The following is a 16675-nucleotide window of genomic DNA, read 5'->3' on the forward strand; positions in this document are numbered from 1 at the left end:
TTTTCGTTATCAAATCGTTACCTATTGACGGGCGTCGCGGATCGTGCATCGCAGGATCGAAAACGTGTCGGACCCCCGCGATAGCTTTTCGGGCGAATCGAACAAATATTCGATAGGGGGCACGGTGGGGAGAAGGGTGAAGTACACGCGCGAGGTCCTCGAGGAGGCGGTCGCGAAGGCCACCAGCGTCGCGGGCGTGCTGAGGCAATTCGGATTACGGGAAGACGGAGGCAACCACGCCAACATCAGCCGACGAATCACGCTCTACGGAATCGACACGTCCCACTTTCGGGGTATGGCCCACCATCAGGGGATACCGCCCCGGAATCGCCTGCACTGGTCGGAGGTGCTCACGGTCGCTCCGGTCGGCTCGAACCGCAGAGAAGCTGCCCTCCTCAGACGAGCGCTCCTCGAATCCGGGCGGTCGCACAGATGCGAGAACTGCGGCACCGGTCCGGAATGGCGGAGATCGCCGCTCGCACTGCACGTCGACCACATCGACGGCAATCCGAACGATTCCCGTCCGGAAAACCTCCGCTTCCTGTGCCCGAACTGCCACAGCCAGACACCTACCTGGGGCAGGAGGAGCCGGCACAACCGACCGATCGGAGCCCTCGACGCGGCTCCCGCCGAGTCGAGCATCGAGGCGGAAGCGGGGACACGGTGACACGACCGATCAAGTACACGAAGGAGATGCTCGAAGAGGCAGTTCGCAGCTGCGTCAACTTCGCCGACGTCATGCGGTACTTCGGTCTCAAACCCAACGGAGGACATCACACGCATCTGACCCGCAGGATCAGGGCACTCGGTATCGATACGTCCCACTTCACCGGCCGCCCTCCCGTTCAGGGTGGACCTGTGGTGAAGCGGCACTGGACCACGATCCTGGTCGAGACACCGGCAGGCTCGCCACGAACCAAACCTCATCTGCTGCGTCGGGCTCTCATCGAGTCCGGTCGCCCACACGAATGCGAGGGCTGCGGCACGGAGCCGCATTGGTACGGCCGCCCGTTGGTCTTCCACGTCGACCACATCGACGGGAATCCCAACGATTCGAGACCCGACAACGTCCGATTTCTGTGCCCCAACTGCCACACCCAGACCCCGACCTGGGCTGGGCGGCGCCGCTTCACCTTCCGTAGGGAAGAGCCGTCCTCGTGACGTATTGTGTCCGTGACGCGCGAGTGGCGGAACGGCAGACGCGCTGCGCTTAGGACGCAGTGTCCACAGGACGTGGGGGTTCGAATCCCCCCTCGCGCACCACGTGACCTCACCCACGGTGCACCGACCGGTCTTGGCAGGTCGGTGCACCGTTCGGGTACCGTCGAGGGCGTGTCCGAGCATCGCCCTCCCCGCCGGTTGGCCCTGATCATCCTGGTCCTGGTGGCCGCGGCCGGATGCCTCGGCCTCGGTTACTGGCAGTGGGTCCGGTTCGAAGCGGTCGGCGGCACCTACCAGAATCTCGGCTACGCCCTCCAGTGGCCGGCCTTCGCCTTCTTCTGCGTCTACGCCTACCGGCGCTTCGTCCGCCTCGAGGCCGAGGAGCAGGAAGCCGAAAGCACCGGCGGACGACGCCCGTCCGAGCCGGACGAGCCCACCGAGATCCCCGAAGATCTTCTTCCCACCCGTCCGCGCACGCTCGCCGAGGCACGCGAGCAGGAGGCCGCGGATCCCGACGCACAACAGATCAACGAGTACAACGAGTACCTCGCGCAGCTTGCGCGCAGGTCCGATAGGAGCGCTCAGTGAGCACGACCCCCGAGCAGGCGTCCGGCCAGGCCACCACGCCGCGCGTCGTCAGTGAGGCCGACCGCAAGAAGATCCGGTCGGCTCTGCTGCGTTACCGCGTGCTCGCCTACGCGACCGGTATCTGGCTGCTGATCCTCACCGGTGAGATGGTCGCCAAGTACATCATCGGTGTCGAGAACGTGCCGGCCTGGATCGCGATCGTGCACGGCTGGGTGTACGCGGTGTACCTGGTCCTCACCTTCGACCTGTCGATCAAGGTGCGCTGGCCGATCGCCCGGACGGTGTGGACGCTCCTGGCGGGCACCATCCCGTTCCTGTCCTTCTTCGTCGAGCACAAGCGCACCCAGCAGGTGAAGGCCGACTTCGGCGTCTGAGCCGGTAACCTCTACGAACACGAATCGGGCGGATCCTTTCGAAGGATCCGCCCGATTTCGTTGCGAACGAGCGCGCTCAGCGTCGCGGCAGGCGCACCACCTGCACGAAGAACTCGTCGATCTGGCGCACCGCGTGGATGAACTGATCGAGGTCGACCGGCTTCGTCACGTACGCGTTGGCGTGCAGCTTGTAGCTGCGGAGGATGTCCTCCTCCGCTGCCGAGGTCGTGAGGACGACGACGGGGATGTCGGTGAGGTCGGTGTCGGACTTGACCTGCTCGAGGACCTGCCGTCCGTCGTACTTGGGCAGGTTCAGGTCGAGGAGGATCAGGTCGGGCCGAGGGGCGCTCTCGTACTCTCCGCGCCGGTAGAGGAAGTCGAGTGCCTCCTCGCCGTCGCGGACCACGTGAAGGGTGTTTCCGATCTTGTTGTCCTCGAACGCTTCGCGCGTCATCAATTCGTCGCCGGGGTCGTCCTCGACGAGGAGGACGTCGATCGGCCGCCCGGAAACGCTCATGCAGATGCCCCTTTCAGAGCGACTTCGGTTGCAGACATGTCGTCGCCTGCCTTGGGAATCGTAAAGCAGAATCGACTGCCTTCCCGATACTGCGGGTCGAGCCAGATCTCTCCACCGTGGTATTCGACGATCTTGCGGCAGATGGCCAGGCCGATGCCGGTGCCGGTGTAGACGTCCCGGCCGTGCAGCCTCTGGAAGATCACGAAGACCTTGTCGGCGAACTCTTCGGCGATACCGATTCCGTTGTCCTGCACGGAAAATCGCCAGAACTCGTCGTCCCCGTCGACGATCTCCTCGCAGTCGACCCGGATCTCCGCGGGCCTGTCCTCGTGGCGGAATTTGATCGCGTTGCCGATCAGGTTCTGCCACAACATGATCATCAGTGTGGGATCGCCCACGATCGTCGGCAGGGACTCGGGCCGGGTGATCTCCGCCCCGGATTCCTCGACCGCCTGGGAGATGTTCGTCAGAGCCGCGTCGAGGGTCACGTCCAGTTCGGTGCGGACGTGCGCGTCGCTGACGCGTCCGACGCGGGAGAAGGTCAGCAGGTCGTTGATGAGCACCTGCATACGCTTCGCGCCGTCGACCGCGAAGGCGATGTACTGGGTGCCGCGTTCGTCGAGCTTGTCGCCGTAACGCTTCTCGAGCAGCTGACAGAAGGACGCGACCTTGCGCAGCGGCTCCTGCAGGTCGTGGGAGGCGACGTAGGCGAACTGTTCGAGTTCGGAGTTCGAGCGCCGCAGTTCCGTCGTCTGGTTCTCGAGTTGCTCCTCACGCTCGTGCGCGACCTGCAGTTCGCGCACGATCCGCTCGCGCATGTGCTCGACGTCGCGACCCAGCGCATAGATGTCGGCGGGGCCCTGCGGCTCGATCTCGCGCTCGAAGTTCTGGCCCGCGACGACGCTGCGCGATGCCTGTCGCAGACGCTGGATCGGACGGACCACGATCATCTGGAGCAGGACTGCCAGGCCCACGCCGGCGAGCAGGAAAACCACGACCATGCCGGCAAGGATGCGGTCGCGCGTGGTGCGGGTGTCCTCGAGAGTCGCGATGCCGTCCTCTCGGGCCTGCGTGAGATCGGCGTTCTGGACCTCGAACGCCGCCCGGAGCCGGTCGAACGCGACGCGGCCCGCATCGACGACGGCGGGATCCACGAACTGCGGTTCCCCCGGTACGACGGTGGAGATGAGCGGTTCGGCGTACACGCGTCGCCACTGCGCCGCGTGCGTTTCGATCGCGTCGAGGTCCGCCATCAGCTTCTCCTCGTCGCCGACGAGAGCGCGCAACTCGGCGGCGGCAGCCTCCTCCTCCCGCCGTCCCTCCTCGTAGGGCATGACGAAATCGGGATCGGCGGCGAGAATATAGCCACGTGCGCCCGTCTCCTGGTTGATCAGCGCCGATTGCAACCGGTACGCCTCGACGCGGGCGGGCTGGATCCGGTCGCGCACGTAGTTGGAGTATTCGGTCGTCTCACGGAGGAAGTGGCTGCCGACCACGGTGCCGACGACCACCAACACACCCATCACGCCGAGTACGAGCAGGAACCATGCCTGGACCGTCATCCTGCGAGAGGGAGGGCGACGCACGTCCCCCGTCTCCGCCGTTGCGTCGCTGTTCGTCATGCGGTGATGATCACTTCCTGTTCCATTGCACGTGGACGACTGCCACGTCGTCGGACAGCCCTCCCCTACTGTCCGCGAGTTTCTCGGCACCGTCGATCAGCGAGTCGGTGAACTCGGCAGCCGGCAGATGGGCGCGTTCGCGCGCGAGCTCGAGGAGTCCTTCCTCACCGAGTCGTTCCGGGCCGCCGCCTCGATGACCCTCGAACAATCCGTCGGTGAACAACACGATCGCGCCGTCCTCGGGCAGATCCAACTCGTGGACGGGCCAGGTGGCCACTCCCGGCGGCAGGCCGAGAGCGGGACCACCGGGCGCTTCGATCCAGTCGATGGTTCCGCCGTGGCGGAGCAGCAGCCCGGGATGACCGGCCCGCATGACCTCGACGGTGCCGTGGTCGGCACACATCGTGAGGTTCGTCATCGACGCGAAGAAGCGACTCTCCGTGCGCTCGGCGACGAGCAGTTCCTCGAGTTGGTGCAAGCGGCGGGGACCGTCTACCCCGCTGAGCACGAGCGTGCGCCACGCGATGCGCAGGCCCACGCCGAGGGCGGCCTCGTCGGGGCCGTGACCGGAGACGTCGCCGATGAGGACGTGGACGGTGCCGTCGCCGGTCTGCACGACGTCGTAGAAGTCGCCGCCGAGAAGAGCAGACGACCGGCCGGGTCGGTAACGGGCGACGACGTCGAAGTCCTGCCCGTCGCGCAGGAGTGGGGACGGGAGCAGGCCGCGTTCGAGTCGGGCGTTCTCCTGCGCGTGAAGCTGGCTCGCCTGGAGTTCCGCCGCAGCGATCTCGGTCTGCTTTCGCTGGATGGCGTAGCGGACGGCGCGGCCGAACAGATCGGGTTCGACGCGTCCCTTGACGAGATAGTCCTGGGCGCCGACGGACAGCGCGGCGAGGCCGGTCTGTTCCTCCGCGAGGCCGGTGAGGACGACGATGGGGACGGAATCGGTGATTTCCTGGATGCGGGCGACGGCTTCGAGGCCGCTCGCATCGGGCAGGTGGAGGTCGAGAAGTACGCAGTCGGGAGCCGACGTGGCGAGTTCGTCGCGGGCCTGCGCAAGTGTCTGCACCCACACGACGGTCATCTCGGGGGCACTGTCGACGACGAGTTCCTCCACGATGAGCGCGTCGCCCGGATCGTCCTCGATGAGGAGCAACGACGGTGGTTCGACCGACTCGCTCTGCGCTCGGTGCATGTCCACTCGGCGCCCCTCCCTCCCTGCTCGAAAGGGAACATTACAGACTCGACGACAGCATGGTCACAGGGTGGTCACGGCGGGTCGCGGCCACGGCCGACGGACCGATATGTGCATCTATCGGCACGATCTTGCATGATGGCAAGGTGAACGATCCCAGGACCGCGCATCCGCATATGACTGTTTCCACGACCCGTATCGGCCCCGTGGCCGTACTGTCCGTCAACGGCGAAGTCGACATGACGAGTGCCCCGCTCCTCGAGCAAGAAGCTCTCGCACTCCTCGACACCGACATCTCCGGACTTATCGTCGACCTCAGCGGGGTTGATTTCCTCGCTTCGATGGGTATCGCTCTGTTGGTCGAGTTGTCCAAGCGAGCCGGCGACAACACCGATTTCGCCGTCGTGGCGCATGGCAGCGCCACGGCACGCCCGCTCGAACTCCTCGGCCTCGGAGAGGTCCTGGTGATCCATCCGAAGCTCGACGACGCGCTCGTCGGCCTCGGTAACTCGCCGGAAGGCGTCTCCGAGTAGACCGCCGTACCCGACGAACCGAGGAGCCATGTCGTCTGCGCCCGAGGAGTCAGCTTTGCTTTTTCCCGACGAGATCCGTTCGTCGGGTGTGCGAGCCGACCCGACCGAGATTGCAGGCCTGCGGGTCGTCACGAGGCGGTGGCTGGCGAAGCTCCCCCTCAGCGAGGACCAACGACAGGACATACTGCTCGCGAGCTACGAAGCGCTCGCGAATGCCGTCGAGCACGCCTATGCGCCGGACGACGCGCACGGCACGCTCGACTACGAGGCGACGTATCTGCCCAACGAGGGTGAGGTGGTCGTGCGGGTCGTCGACCACGGCTCCTGGCACGACGCCGTCGACAGCGACGCCCGACGTTCACGCGGTCACGGGCTGACGCTGATCCGCAATCTGGCCAGCGACGTCCAGGTCTCGGCCGGCCCGAAGGGCACGGTCGTCGAGATGCGCTGGGTCCTCGAGGAGACGGACAGGGCAGAGAACGACAGGGTAGGGGACGACAGGGCAGGGGACGAACTCTCGTCCCACGACGCGAGCTGATCTGCGCGGTAGGCGCGCGTCGCGAGTTCCCGATCGAAGCGGCCGCGGGAGGAGCACGATGCTCCTCCCGCGGCCGCTTTCGTCATACCTGCAGGGCACCCACGTCCGGCTTCGCGGGACCGAACTTCGGTGCCAGTGCGCGGCGTGCCGCACGGTCGCCGAGGTGTTCGAGCAACCGGCGCCCGGGAGCCGATCTCGTCAGGACCATGTCGCTGCGTTTCCATCTCCGCGGACGCGGTAGCCGCCCTGTGGAGGCGATCGCGTGGATCTTCGTGCGCACGGTCGAGAACGTGGCCGTCTCCTGTGTTCTCGACCGTCCCCCGGTGGATCGGGACGTCGTGGCCGACGAGCTCACCGCCATGGTCACGGCGTATCTGCGGGACATGTCGCTCCCCTGACGGGGCGAACCAGGTGTTCCTCGCTATCGTGGCGGGAACCCTGTGACCCTGACAGGGGGTTTCCGCCGGACCCTTCGGTTCGAAGGGTCCGATGCGGGACGGTGAGTGAGGAGGCGGCGATGGCGCGTTGGAATCCACGGGTGGTACTGGACTGGTTGCGTGCGGGATATCCCGAGGGGATCCCGGCCAAGGATCACTTCGCGTTGCTTGCCGTGCTCGAGCGTCGGCTCACCGACGAGGAACTTCTCGAGGCGATCGAGACGGCGGCGGCGACCGCGTCCGAGCACCCGGAGCGGCAGGTCGACCACGACACCCTGCGGAAGATCGTGGCAGGGGTGATCCACGAGGAACCGGACCCGCAGGACGTCGAGCGCGTCCGTGAGCAGCTGGTCGCTGCGGGCTGGCCCGTTGTGGGCGGTGAACTCTCCCGCGGCGACGAGGCGGCCGAACCCGTCGAACCGGATACGCAACCGACGACCGGGACGACTGCGGCGCCGGCATCCGACGCTGTTGCTGCATCGGATACCGGCGCCGCGGAACCCGTGCGCGAGGAACGTGGGACGCAGGCCGGCGCACGTTAGCGACTCGCGGCGAGCCGCGAATCAGGCGCTTGCGACGAGCGCAGCGAGGGCGGGCACGAGCTGGGCGAGTGCCCGTCCTCGATGCGACTGTGCGTCCTTCTCCTCCGCGGACAGTTCCGCGGCGGTGCGTTCCTCGCCTTCGGGGCGGAAGACCGGGTCGTAGCCGAAACCGTTCTCGCCGCGCGGCTCGCGCACGATGCTGCCGCGCCATTCGCCGCGCACGACGGTCGTGACGAATCCGTCGTCCGACGGCACCACGAGCGCGCACGCCGACACGAAGGCCGCGCCGCGACGCTCGTCCGGCACATCCTGCATCTGGCCGAGCAGCAGTGCGGTGTTCGCCTCGTCGTCGCCGTGGCGTCCGCTCCAGCGCGCCGAGAGCACGCCGGGCATGCCGCGCAGGGCGTCGACCTCGAGACCGGAGTCGTCGGCGACGCAGGGCATCCCTGTGGCGGCTGCGCCGTCGCGGGCCTTGGCTCCGGCGTTCGCTTCGAAGGTCTCCCCCGTCTCGGGTGCCTCCGGGTAGGGCGGGATGGTGTCGAGACCTACGAGTTCGATGCCGTCGATCCCGGCGCGGTCGAGCACGCGCTGCAGTTCGCGCAGCTTCTTCGCGTTGCGACTTGCGACCAGCACCCGCACGTCAGACTCCGAACTTCTTCTTGACGACCTCCGCCTCGACCGGCTCGGGCAGGGTGCCCAGGTACGGCTCGGCGAGCACCTCGCGCTGGATCCGGCACAGTTCCTCGATGCCGGCGAGCGAGGAGTCGAGCATCGCGTCGAGCGTGGAACGCGGGAAGGTCGCGCCTTCGCCGGTGCCCTGGACCTCGACGAGCGTGCCTGTCTCGGTGGCGACGACGTTCATGTCGACCTCGGCGCGCACGTCCTCCTCGTAGGGCAGGTCGAGACGGACACGTCCGTCGACCACGCCGACGCTGACGGCGGCGATCTGGCACGAGATGGGCTGCGGGTCGGCGAGGCTGCCCGCGGCACGCAGGTAGGTCACCGCGTCGCACAGTGCGACATAGGCGCCGGTGATCGCCGCGGTGCGGGTGCCTCCGTCGGCCTGCAGCACGTCGCAGTCGATCGCGATGGTGTTCTCGCCAAGGGCGGCGAGGTCGATGCATGCGCGCAGCGACCGGCCGACCAGGCGGCTGATCTCCTGGGTGCGGCCGCCGAGCTTGCCCTTGACCGACTCGCGTCCGCTGCGAGTGTGGGTGGCGGCGGGAAGCATCGCGTACTCGGCGGTGAGCCAGCCGAGACCGGAGCCCCTACGCCACCGCGGCACGCCTTCCTCGACGCTGGCGGTGCACATCACGCGGGTCTGTCCGAATTCGACGAGCACGGAGCCCGCCGGGTGGTTGGTGAAACCCCGGGTGATGCGAATGCTCCGGAGTTCGTCGTCCGCTCTGCCGTCTTCTCGTGTCGTCACTCGTCCGAGCCTAGGCGATCCGGGGGCGGGCCTTTCAGATGCGGTACACGTCTCCGGCGGTGACCGCGTGGACCGGTCCGGAGTACTCGGCCTTGGCCTCGGCGATGACGTCCTCGCGGGAGGTCCACGGCGGGATGTGGGTCAGGAGGAGTTCGCCGACACCGGCGAGGGCCGCGACACGACCGGCCTCGGCGCCCGAGAGGTGCACGCCCTCGGGGCGTTCCCCCGGCGCGTGGGTCCACGACGCCTCGGCAAGCAGCACGTGGGCGCCGCGGGCGAGTTCGACGACCGAATCGCACATGCCGGTGTCGCCGGTGTAGACGAGGGTGCGGCCGGAGTCGCTGGTGATGCGGAAGCCGTAGGCCTCCGGCGGGTGGTGGACGCGGCCGGGGCAGATGGTCAGGCTCCCGAACCGGATCTGCTCGCCGTCGCCGAGCATCCGGACGTCCAGGGTGTCGCTGACGTCGTCGACCTCGCCGGGGATCTCCGCGGACGCCACACCGATGCGGTGGGCGGTGCCGGCGGGACCGTAGGTGAGGACGCGGCCCTGCGGCGGGGACGGCGAGTAGCGGCGCCAGACCAGCAGACCGGGCAGGTCGAGGCAGTGATCGGCGTGCAGATGGGACAGGAGGATCGACACCTCGCCGGGGTCGGCGTGGCGCTGGAGCGCGCCGAGGACGCCGGGACCGAAGTCGATGACCAGGGGCGGGGTGTCCGGTGCCGTCAGCAGGTAGCCGGAGGCTGCGGAATCCGGCCCGGCCACACTGCCCGAGCACCCCAGAACGGTCATGCGCATATCAGCCATGCTGCCATGCCGAAGGTCCCTCGATGAAGCCAACGCGCGTATTGCGGCGCAGACTCACAGTGGCCGGGAAGGTGTGACGCGCGGATCGTTCGGCCACTTCGCGCGGCCGATCGGCGGGTTGTCGGCGCGGGTGGTCAGCGCGGCACGACCGAGGGGGTGGTGCGACGGGCGCGACGCGCGTCCGCGGACAGCGCCCACGCCGCGAGAACGCCGCCGACCGCACCGAAGAAGTGCCCCTCCCAGGAGATCCACGGTTCGCTCGGCAGCACCCCCCACAGCATGCCGCCGTAGAGGAACAGCACCACGACTCCCAGCAGGATCTGCCCGGCCTTGCGGGTGAACACTCCGCGCACGATCAAATAGGTGAGCCACCCGAAGATCAGGCTCGACGCTCCGATGTGGGTCTCGCCCGAGCCCGCGATCAGCCACGTCCCCACTCCTGCGACGACCCAGATGATCGCGGTCGCGGCCAGGCCGCGCCCGATGCCGGAGAGCAGCACCAGGAAGCCGAGGACGAGCGCGGGCACGGTGTTGGCGGTGAGGTGGGCCCAGTCGGCGTGCAGGATCGGCGCGAACAGCACGCCCCACAGCCCGTCGGCGGTGCGGGGTTCGACACCGGCCGCGTCGAGATCGGCGGGGAGCACCGCATCGACGGTCTCGATGCCGTAGAGCATCGCGACGAACCCGCCGATCCACAGTCCGGCACGTTGCCAGATCGGCCGGATGCGGGTGTCGGCGCCGGTGCCGCTGGGAATGGTCATGGCACCATTCTGCCGTCACGTACCGGTCAGTGGCCGAAGACCGAGGGCAGCACGTCGCGATAGGCGGGGATGTCGGCCACGGAGGTCGCGGACAGGATCGCATCGACGATCGCGCGTTCGACCACCACCGCGGCGGCCTCGCACACCGCGGCGAGGATCGGCAGTTCGGCGGCGAAGGCCAGGATCGACGAGGCGTCGCCCAGTGCGTCGGAGACGTCGGCGGTGCCGGTCGAGAGGGCGAAGATCGTGTCGCCGTCGAGCGGTGAGTGCGCGGGACGGATCGCGCGGCCGAGACCGTCGTGCCCGGTGACCGCGACGCGACGGCACGCCGCCTTCGACAGCGGTGCGTCGGTGGCGACCACACCGATCGTGGTGTTCAGGACGGTGCCCTTGTCGCCGAGCGCGCGGGCCGCGGCCAGATCCGCCGCGGAGGGCGACGACAGTCCGAGTTCTTCGGCTCGCGCGGCGTCGACGCCCCAGGGCAGTCCGGTCACGGGGTCGAACACCGAGCCGACGGGGTTGGCGACCATCAGTGCCGCCACGGTCACCCCGGTCGCGGGACCGTCCGTGATCCGCACGCTCGCCGAGCCGATGCCGCCCTTGAGCGCCCCGGCGCGGGCACCGGTGCCGGCGCCGACGCTGCCGCGCTCGAGGTGCGTGGAGCTGGCGGTGGCCGCGGCGGTGCATCCGGAATCGGCGGTCGGGCGCGCGGACCACTGACCCACCGGCAGGTCGAAGATGACGGCGCCGGGGACGATCGGGACGACCGCGCCGGGCGCGCCCATCGGGATGCCCTTGCCGTTCTTCTCGAGATAGCGCATCACGCCGTCGGCGGCGGCCAGCCCGTATGCGCTGCCACCGGTGAGGAGGACCGCGTCGACACGCTGCACGGAATGACTCGGATCGAGCAGGTCGGTCTCCCGGGTGCCCGGTCCCCCGCCGCGCACGTCCACCGATGCGACGGCGGACGGGTCGGCGAGCACGACGGTGCATCCCGTGGCGGCGCCCGTACCGGGAATCTCGGGGGTGCCGACGGTGACCTCGGGATCGAGGCGCTGCCAGTGACCGACACTCAGACCCGCCACGTCGAGCAGCGAATCGGTCGGCCCCGGCACGGTCACGGCTGAAGCGCCTGGACGAGGGAGTCCTGCATCCATGTCAGCCAGTGGTAGACGTCGAGATGCGGGGCACGCGGATCGTCGTCGTCGAGGACGTCGGGGGTGTCGGCGTCGATGCCGAGGGTGGTGCCGAGCGCGAGCCGCACGTCGTTGAGCCCGTACAGCCAGGCTTCGGCCTGTTCGGGATTGAGCACCACCTTGCCGCCGCCTTCGGGCACGGTGCGCAGGATGACCGCGCCGGCGGCGAGTTTCGCATCGATGATGCTCGGTTCGTGCAGGCTCCGCATCGCACCGTTGAGGTCGGCGGCGTCGTCGCCGACATCGGCGACGGCATCGGCGTCGGGGCGGTGGAAGTCGGGAAGGAGTCGTCGCAGCGCCGGGATCTCGGGCGGGGTGGCGTTACCGGTGCGCAGGCCGGTCAGCGCCGCGAGGTCGTCCTGCGGGGTCTGTCCGGCGCGTTCCTCGAGCATGCCCAGCACGGAGGACACGAGCGACCGCAGCACCGACGCTTCGTGGGCGTCCATCTCCGACCGGAGCTTGGGGCCGCTGAGCGAGTTCTTCCTGGTCCACTGCCGCACGTCGGTCGGGCCCTCCTGTGGGGATCATTCGTCGCGTTGCATCGTCGCCCACAGTCCGGCGGCGTGCAGACGCTGCACGTCGTGTTCCATCTTGTCACGCGAACCACTCGACACGACGGCCTTGCCCTCGTTGTGGACCTTGAGCATGAGCTCGGTGGCCTTGGCCTTGCTGTACCCGAACAGCTTCTGGAAGATGAACGTCACGTAGTGCATGAGGTTGACGGGGTCGTCCCAGACCACGGTCACCCATGGCCTGTCGACCGCTTCGATCTCCTCGACGATTTCGGCCTCGGCCGGAACGGCCTGTCCCGCCATGGCCTGAACGGCCTGGCCGGCCATGAATCGGACGTCGAGCGGAGTGGTCGTACTACACGGCGCCATGTTCCCAGGGTACGACTTCGGAGCACGGCGAAAAACCCGCCTCGGAGGCCGTGGCTCTACAGTGATCGGGTGCCCGAAGCCATTCACCGTGCCGGTCGTCCCGGCACCGCACTGTTCACGGACAAGTACGAGTTGACCATGCTCGAGGCTGCCCTGGCGGACGGCACGGGCGACCGCCCGTGCGTCTTCGAGGTCTTCGCCCGGCGTCTTCCCCCGGGCCGGCGGTACGGCGTCGTCGCAGGCACCGCGCGGTTGATCGAGGCACTCGGATCGTTCCGGTTCGACGAGGCCGAACTCGAACTCGCCGCCGGTTTTCTCGCTCCGCGCACCGTCGAGTGGCTGCGCGACTTCCGGTTCTCCGGCGACATCGACGGCTACCGCGAGGGCGACTTCTACTTCCCGGGTTCACCGATCCTGTCGGTGAGCGGCACCTTCGCCGAGTGTGTGCTACTCGAGACGCTGACGCTGTCGATCTTCAACCACGACAGTGCGATCGCCTCCGCGGCGGCGCGCATGGTGAGTGTGGCCGACGGCCGCGCGCTCATCGAGATGGGGTCGCGGCGTACCCACGAGGAAGCGGCGGTCGCCGCGGCGCGCGCGGCCTATCTCGCGGGCTTCGACTCGACGTCCAATCTGCAGGCCGCACAGCGGTACGGCATCCCCGCAGCGGGTACCGCCGCGCACGCGTTCACCCTGCTGCACACCACGACGGCTGGTCGCGACGAGGCGTCCGCCTTCCGCAGCCAGGTCGAGAGTCTCGGTGTGGGCACGACCCTGCTGGTGGACACCTACAACATCACCGAGGGCGTGAACACGGCGATCGCGGTGGCCGGCCCCGAACTCGGTGGCGTGCGGATCGATTCGGGCGATCTCGGTGTGCTCGCCCGCCAGGTGCGCGAACAACTCGACGGACTCGGCGCGACCCGCACGAAGATCGTGATGTCCGGTGATCTCGACGAATACGGGATCGCGGGTCTGCGCGCCGAACCGGTCGACGGCTACGGCGTCGGCACCTCGCTGGTGACCGGCTCGGGGGCTCCGACGGCGGGCATGGTCTTCAAGCTCGTGGAGGTCGACGGCCTCGCGGTCGAGAAGCGCAGTGCGTCGAAGGAGTCCCGAGGGGGCGCGAAGCGGGCCGTCCGGTACGCGCGGAGGACGGGCACGCTCGTCGAGGAGGTCGTGTACCCGGCCCGCGCCGAGCAGGTCCCGCCGGGCGAGGGTTCACAGGTCCACGAACTGATGATCCCGCTGGTCCGCGGCGGCGAGGCGGTCGGCGATCTGCCTACCCTGGAGGAGAGCCGTGAGTACCTCCGGCAGGGCATGGTGCGTCTGCCGTGGGAGGGCCTGACGCTCTCGGCCGGGGATCCCGCCATCCCCACCCGCTTCGTCCGTGAGGGGTGAGTGCCATGCGCGCATTGCTGGTGGTCGACGTCCAGAACGACTTCTGCGAGGGCGGTTCGCTCGCCGTGGAGGGCGGCTCGCGGGTGGCGTCCGACATCACCCGGTTCCTGCAGGCGCACGGTGACGACTACGCGTACATCGCCGCAACCCGCGACCACCACGTCGATCCCGGAGACCATTTCTCTCCCGAACCCGATTTCGTCGACTCGTGGCCGCCGCACTGCCGGGCAGGGACGCCGGGCGCGGACTTCCACCCCGAACTGACTACGGACCGGTTCGAGGCCGTCTTCTCGAAGGGTGCCGACGACGCCGCCTATTCGGGCTTCGAAGGAATCGACGACGAGGGCACGACGTTGGCGTCGTGGTTGCGCGACCGCGGCGTGACGGACGTCGACATCGTCGGGATCGCCACCGACCACTGTGTGCGGGCCACCGCGCTCGACGCGATCGCGGAGGGTTTCGGCGCCCGGGTGCTGCTGCCGTACACCGCTGGGGTGTCGGAGACGACGATCCGCCCAGCCCTCGAGCGGATGCGCGAGGCCGGTGTCGAGCTGGTCACCGACCTTCCCGGCGTCACCGATATCACCGAAGTCACAGGTAGCTGGGCCGCAGACCGAAGGTGACGGTGGGGACCGATAGCCTGTGCCGGTGCCGGATCTCCCCGAAGTCCCAGAATTGCTGCGAACCGCGGTGCACGCGCTGGGCGGTAAGGAGCGGCGCAACCAGCTGACGATGGCCTCGGCCGTCGCGCACAGCATCGACACCGGCGAACACCTCGCCGTGCAGGCCGGCACGGGTACCGGCAAGTCGCTGGCCTATCTCGTGCCGAGCATCCGCTACGCGGTGAAGACGGGTCGCACCGTGGTGGTCTCCACCGCGACCATCGCGCTGCAGCGGCAGCTCGTCGAGCGCGACCTGCCGCGACTCGCCGACGCCCTCGCCGGTTCGCTCGGCCGTCGCCCGCGTTTCGCGATCCTCAAGGGTCGCGGAAACTACCTGTGTCTGAACAAGATTCATACCGGTCTCGCCGAGGAGACGCCCGACGCCGAACTGTTCGACGCGTTCGCCCTCTCGCGCATCGGCCGCGAAGTGCGGCGGGTGACGGAGTGGTCGTCCACCACCGAGACCGGCGACCGCGACGACCTGTCCCCCGGTGTCTCCGATCAGGCGTGGCGTCAGCTGTCCGTCACCGCCCGCGAGTGCCTCGGCAAGTCGCGGTGCCCGGTGGGAGAAGACTGCTTCGCCGAGATCGCGCGCGCCGAGGCCGCGCAGGTCGACGTGGTCGTCACCAACCACGCGCTGCTCGCGATCGATGCGATCACCGGCATCTCGATCCTGCCCGAGCACGATGTCGTGGTCGTCGACGAGGCCCATGAACTCGTCGATCGGATCACGAACGTCGCCACGGCCGAGTTGTCGCCGGGCACGGTGTCGGCGGCTGCGCGGCGCTGCGTCAAGCTCGTCGAGGACCAGGAGATCGACCGGCTCGACGGTGCCGCCGAGAACTGGGAGTCGTTCCTCGAAGAACTGCCAGCTGGGCGCTGGGACGAAATGCCCGAGGGCGCGGCGGCCGCGCTGGCCTCGATCCGCGATGCCGCCTGGGCCGTACACACGGCGATCGGACCGGCCAAGCCCGGCACCGATCCCGAGGTCGCCGCGGCCCGCAGTCAGGCGCTCGCGGAGATCGACGAGGTGCACGACTGCGCGGTCCGGGTGCTGACGACCTTCGAGCAGCGAGACCCTTCGCAGCGACCCGACGTCGTGTGGCTTGCCGCCGACGAGTTCCGCGGCAACGCGCGCCGCACCGTGCGGGTCGCGCCGCTGTCGGTCGGTGGGTTGTTGCGCAGCCGGTTGTTCGGTGAGTCCACCGTCGTCCTCACGTCCGCGACCCTCACGGTCGGCGGGTCGTTCGACGGCCTCGCGGTCAACTGGGGTCTGCCGCCGCAGTCGCCGGCCCGCAGCGACACCACCTCCGCGTCGGGTGCCGAACCTCCTTCCGACAAGGGCGATCTCGCGTGGAATGGGATCGACGTGGGGTCGCCCTTCGATCACGCGAAGGCGGGCATCCTCTACATCGCCAAGCATTTGACGCCACCCGGCCGCGACGGTCTGCCGCCCTCGCATCTCGACGAGATCGCCGAACTGGTCACCGCCGCCGAGGGGCGCACGCTCGGGTTGTTCTCCTCGATGCGCGCCGCGAAGGCCGCCACCGAGGCGCTGCGCGAGCGTCTCGACACGCCGATCCTGTGCCAGGGCGACGACGCGACCGGCGCGCTGGTCGAGAAGTTCGCATCCGACGACGCGACGAGCCTGTTCGGCACCCTGTCGCTGTGGCAGGGCGTCGACGTTCCGGGCCCGTCGCTGTCGCTGGTGATCATCGACCGGATTCCGTTCCCCCGCCCCGACGATCCGCTGCTGGTCGCCCGGCAGCGCGCCGTGGAGGCTCGCGGCGGCAACGGGTTCATGGCGGTCGCCGCCAATCACGCCGCTCTGCTGTTGGCGCAGGGTGTCGGGCGACTGTTGCGCAGCACCGACGACCGGGGCGTGGTGGCGGTGCTCGACTCGCGCCTGGCGACCGCACGGTACGGCGGTTATCTGCGTGCGTCGCTGCCGCCGTTCTGGGAGACGGCCGATCCGGCGGTAGTCCGCCGGGCACTCACGCGTTTGCGCGGCTGAGCACCCGGCGGGTCCTGAT

The 16675-nt window shown here is 68.6% G+C and carries 21 protein-coding genes, 1 tRNA gene and 1 pseudogene; 12 read left to right on the plus strand and 11 right to left on the minus strand.

The features are described 5' to 3' along the window. The first annotated feature begins 136 nt into the window (after positions 1–136). The 5 genes from ACQR3U_RS02490 to ACQR3U_RS02510 all read left to right on the plus strand — a co-directional run bounded on the left by ACQR3U_RS02490 (position 137) and on the right by ACQR3U_RS02510 (position 2123). On the plus strand, positions 137–667 hold the full coding sequence (locus ACQR3U_RS02490) for an HNH endonuclease signature motif containing protein (protein WP_230809634.1): 531 nt from the start codon (positions 137–139) through the stop codon (positions 665–667). Next, positions 664–1161 (plus strand): HNH endonuclease, encoded by a 498-nt coding sequence (locus tag ACQR3U_RS02495; protein WP_230809601.1) that lies wholly within the window; start codon positions 664–666, stop codon positions 1159–1161. The genes ACQR3U_RS02490 and ACQR3U_RS02495 overlap by 4 nt, the downstream gene beginning before the upstream one ends. Before the next feature lie 17 nt (positions 1162–1178). Continuing rightward, positions 1179–1263: transfer RNA gene (locus tag ACQR3U_RS02500), tRNA-Leu, on the plus strand. A 69-nt stretch (positions 1264–1332) separates the two neighbouring features. Then, positions 1333–1749 (plus strand): hypothetical protein, encoded by a 417-nt coding sequence (locus tag ACQR3U_RS02505; RefSeq protein WP_024100522.1) that lies wholly within the window; start codon positions 1333–1335, stop codon positions 1747–1749. Beyond that, entirely contained in the window at positions 1746–2123 is a 378-nt protein-coding gene (locus tag ACQR3U_RS02510) for a DUF3817 domain-containing protein (protein ID WP_006554752.1), read from the plus strand. The genes ACQR3U_RS02505 and ACQR3U_RS02510 overlap by 4 nt, the downstream gene beginning before the upstream one ends. Before the next feature lie 76 nt (positions 2124–2199). Here the strand turns inward: ACQR3U_RS02510 and ACQR3U_RS02515 are convergent, their stop codons facing one another. The 3 genes from ACQR3U_RS02515 to ACQR3U_RS02525 all read right to left on the minus strand — a co-directional run bounded on the left by ACQR3U_RS02515 (position 2200) and on the right by ACQR3U_RS02525 (position 5457). Then, a complete protein-coding gene (locus ACQR3U_RS02515) occupies positions 2200–2640 on the minus strand; it encodes a response regulator (protein ID WP_006554751.1) in 441 nt (146 codons plus the stop codon). After that, complete coding sequence (locus tag ACQR3U_RS02520) at positions 2637–4202, minus strand: sensor histidine kinase (RefSeq protein WP_230809635.1); 1566 nt, start codon at positions 4200–4202, stop codon at positions 2637–2639. The genes ACQR3U_RS02515 and ACQR3U_RS02520 overlap by 4 nt, the downstream gene beginning before the upstream one ends. Positions 4203–4272: 70 nt before the next feature. Further along, on the minus strand, positions 4273–5457 hold the full coding sequence (locus ACQR3U_RS02525; RefSeq protein ID WP_230809636.1) for a PP2C family protein-serine/threonine phosphatase: 1185 nt from the start codon (positions 5455–5457) through the stop codon (positions 4273–4275). Positions 5458–5633: 176 nt separating this feature from the next. On the opposite strand from ACQR3U_RS02525, the gene ACQR3U_RS02530 reads away from it, so the two are divergent. Next, complete coding sequence (locus ACQR3U_RS02530) at positions 5634–5990, plus strand: STAS domain-containing protein (protein WP_230809602.1); 357 nt, start codon at positions 5634–5636, stop codon at positions 5988–5990. Between the two features lie 55 nt (positions 5991–6045). Continuing rightward, positions 6046–6528, plus strand: coding sequence for an ATP-binding protein (locus ACQR3U_RS02535; protein WP_024100519.1), 483 nt, complete (start codon positions 6046–6048; stop codon positions 6526–6528). A gap of 82 nt (positions 6529–6610) precedes the next feature. Here the strand turns inward: ACQR3U_RS02535 and ACQR3U_RS02540 are convergent, their stop codons facing one another. Continuing rightward, positions 6611–6736, minus strand: a complete 126-nt coding sequence (locus ACQR3U_RS02540) for a hypothetical protein (RefSeq protein ID WP_269065159.1) — start codon at positions 6734–6736, stop codon at positions 6611–6613. Here ACQR3U_RS02540 and ACQR3U_RS02545 point away from each other — a divergent pair. Further along, positions 6735–6926, plus strand: a complete 192-nt coding sequence (locus ACQR3U_RS02545; RefSeq protein WP_019288989.1) for a hypothetical protein — start codon at positions 6735–6737, stop codon at positions 6924–6926. The genes ACQR3U_RS02540 and ACQR3U_RS02545 overlap by 2 nt on opposite strands. A 119-nt stretch (positions 6927–7045) precedes the next feature. Further along, positions 7046–7336: pseudogene (locus ACQR3U_RS02550) on the plus strand (DUF3349 domain-containing protein); the annotation flags it as partial. Positions 7337–7528: 192 nt separating this feature from the next. Here ACQR3U_RS02550 and rdgB read toward each other — a convergent pair. The 7 genes from rdgB to clpS all read right to left on the minus strand — a co-directional run bounded on the left by rdgB (position 7529) and on the right by clpS (position 12579). Further along, positions 7529–8140 carry an RdgB/HAM1 family non-canonical purine NTP pyrophosphatase gene (rdgB, locus tag ACQR3U_RS02555; protein WP_230809637.1) on the minus strand — a complete coding sequence of 204 codons (612 nt, stop codon included), beginning with the start codon at positions 8138–8140 and terminating at the stop codon, positions 7529–7531. Between the two features lie 7 nt (positions 8141–8147). After that, positions 8148–8936, minus strand: a complete 789-nt coding sequence (gene rph / locus ACQR3U_RS02560; protein WP_006554744.1) for a ribonuclease PH — start codon at positions 8934–8936, stop codon at positions 8148–8150. A gap of 34 nt (positions 8937–8970) precedes the next feature. Continuing rightward, a complete protein-coding gene (locus ACQR3U_RS02565; RefSeq protein WP_033096427.1) occupies positions 8971–9732 on the minus strand; it encodes a cyclic nucleotide-degrading phosphodiesterase in 762 nt (253 codons plus the stop codon). A 143-nt stretch (positions 9733–9875) separates the two neighbouring features. Next, positions 9876–10502: a rhomboid family intramembrane serine protease gene (locus ACQR3U_RS02570; RefSeq protein WP_006554742.1), complete on the minus strand. Its 627-nt coding sequence runs from the start codon at positions 10500–10502 to the stop codon at positions 9876–9878. A gap of 26 nt (positions 10503–10528) precedes the next feature. Further along, a complete protein-coding gene (locus tag ACQR3U_RS02575) occupies positions 10529–11659 on the minus strand; it encodes a P1 family peptidase (RefSeq protein WP_094980655.1) in 1131 nt (376 codons plus the stop codon). Further along, complete coding sequence (locus ACQR3U_RS02580) at positions 11620–12198, minus strand: DUF2017 domain-containing protein (RefSeq protein ID WP_019288984.1); 579 nt, start codon at positions 12196–12198, stop codon at positions 11620–11622. Before ACQR3U_RS02580 ends, ACQR3U_RS02575 begins: the two co-directional genes overlap by 40 nt. A 24-nt stretch (positions 12199–12222) precedes the next feature. Beyond that, positions 12223–12579, minus strand: a complete 357-nt coding sequence (gene clpS / locus ACQR3U_RS02585; RefSeq protein WP_059383968.1) for an ATP-dependent Clp protease adapter ClpS — start codon at positions 12577–12579, stop codon at positions 12223–12225. Between the two features lie 69 nt (positions 12580–12648). Between clpS and ACQR3U_RS02590 the strand changes: the two genes are divergently transcribed. From ACQR3U_RS02590 to ACQR3U_RS02600, 3 genes are read left to right on the plus strand one after another with little or no spacing between them, the layout of a single operon-like run. Continuing rightward, entirely contained in the window at positions 12649–13980 is a 1332-nt protein-coding gene (locus ACQR3U_RS02590) for a nicotinate phosphoribosyltransferase (protein ID WP_230809604.1), read from the plus strand. 5 nt (positions 13981–13985) lie between these two features. Next, on the plus strand, positions 13986–14603 hold the full coding sequence (locus ACQR3U_RS02595; RefSeq protein WP_006554737.1) for a nicotinamidase: 618 nt from the start codon (positions 13986–13988) through the stop codon (positions 14601–14603). A gap of 25 nt (positions 14604–14628) precedes the next feature. Next, positions 14629–16656 (plus strand): ATP-dependent DNA helicase, encoded by a 2028-nt coding sequence (locus ACQR3U_RS02600; RefSeq protein ID WP_230809605.1) that lies wholly within the window; start codon positions 14629–14631, stop codon positions 16654–16656. Positions 16657–16675 lie beyond the last annotated feature (19 nt).

Origin of the sequence: Rhodococcus sp. IEGM1339, from assembly GCF_050321925.1 — a bacterium.
Classification (GTDB): Bacteria; Actinomycetota; Actinomycetes; order Mycobacteriales; family Mycobacteriaceae; genus Rhodococcus; species Rhodococcus pyridinivorans.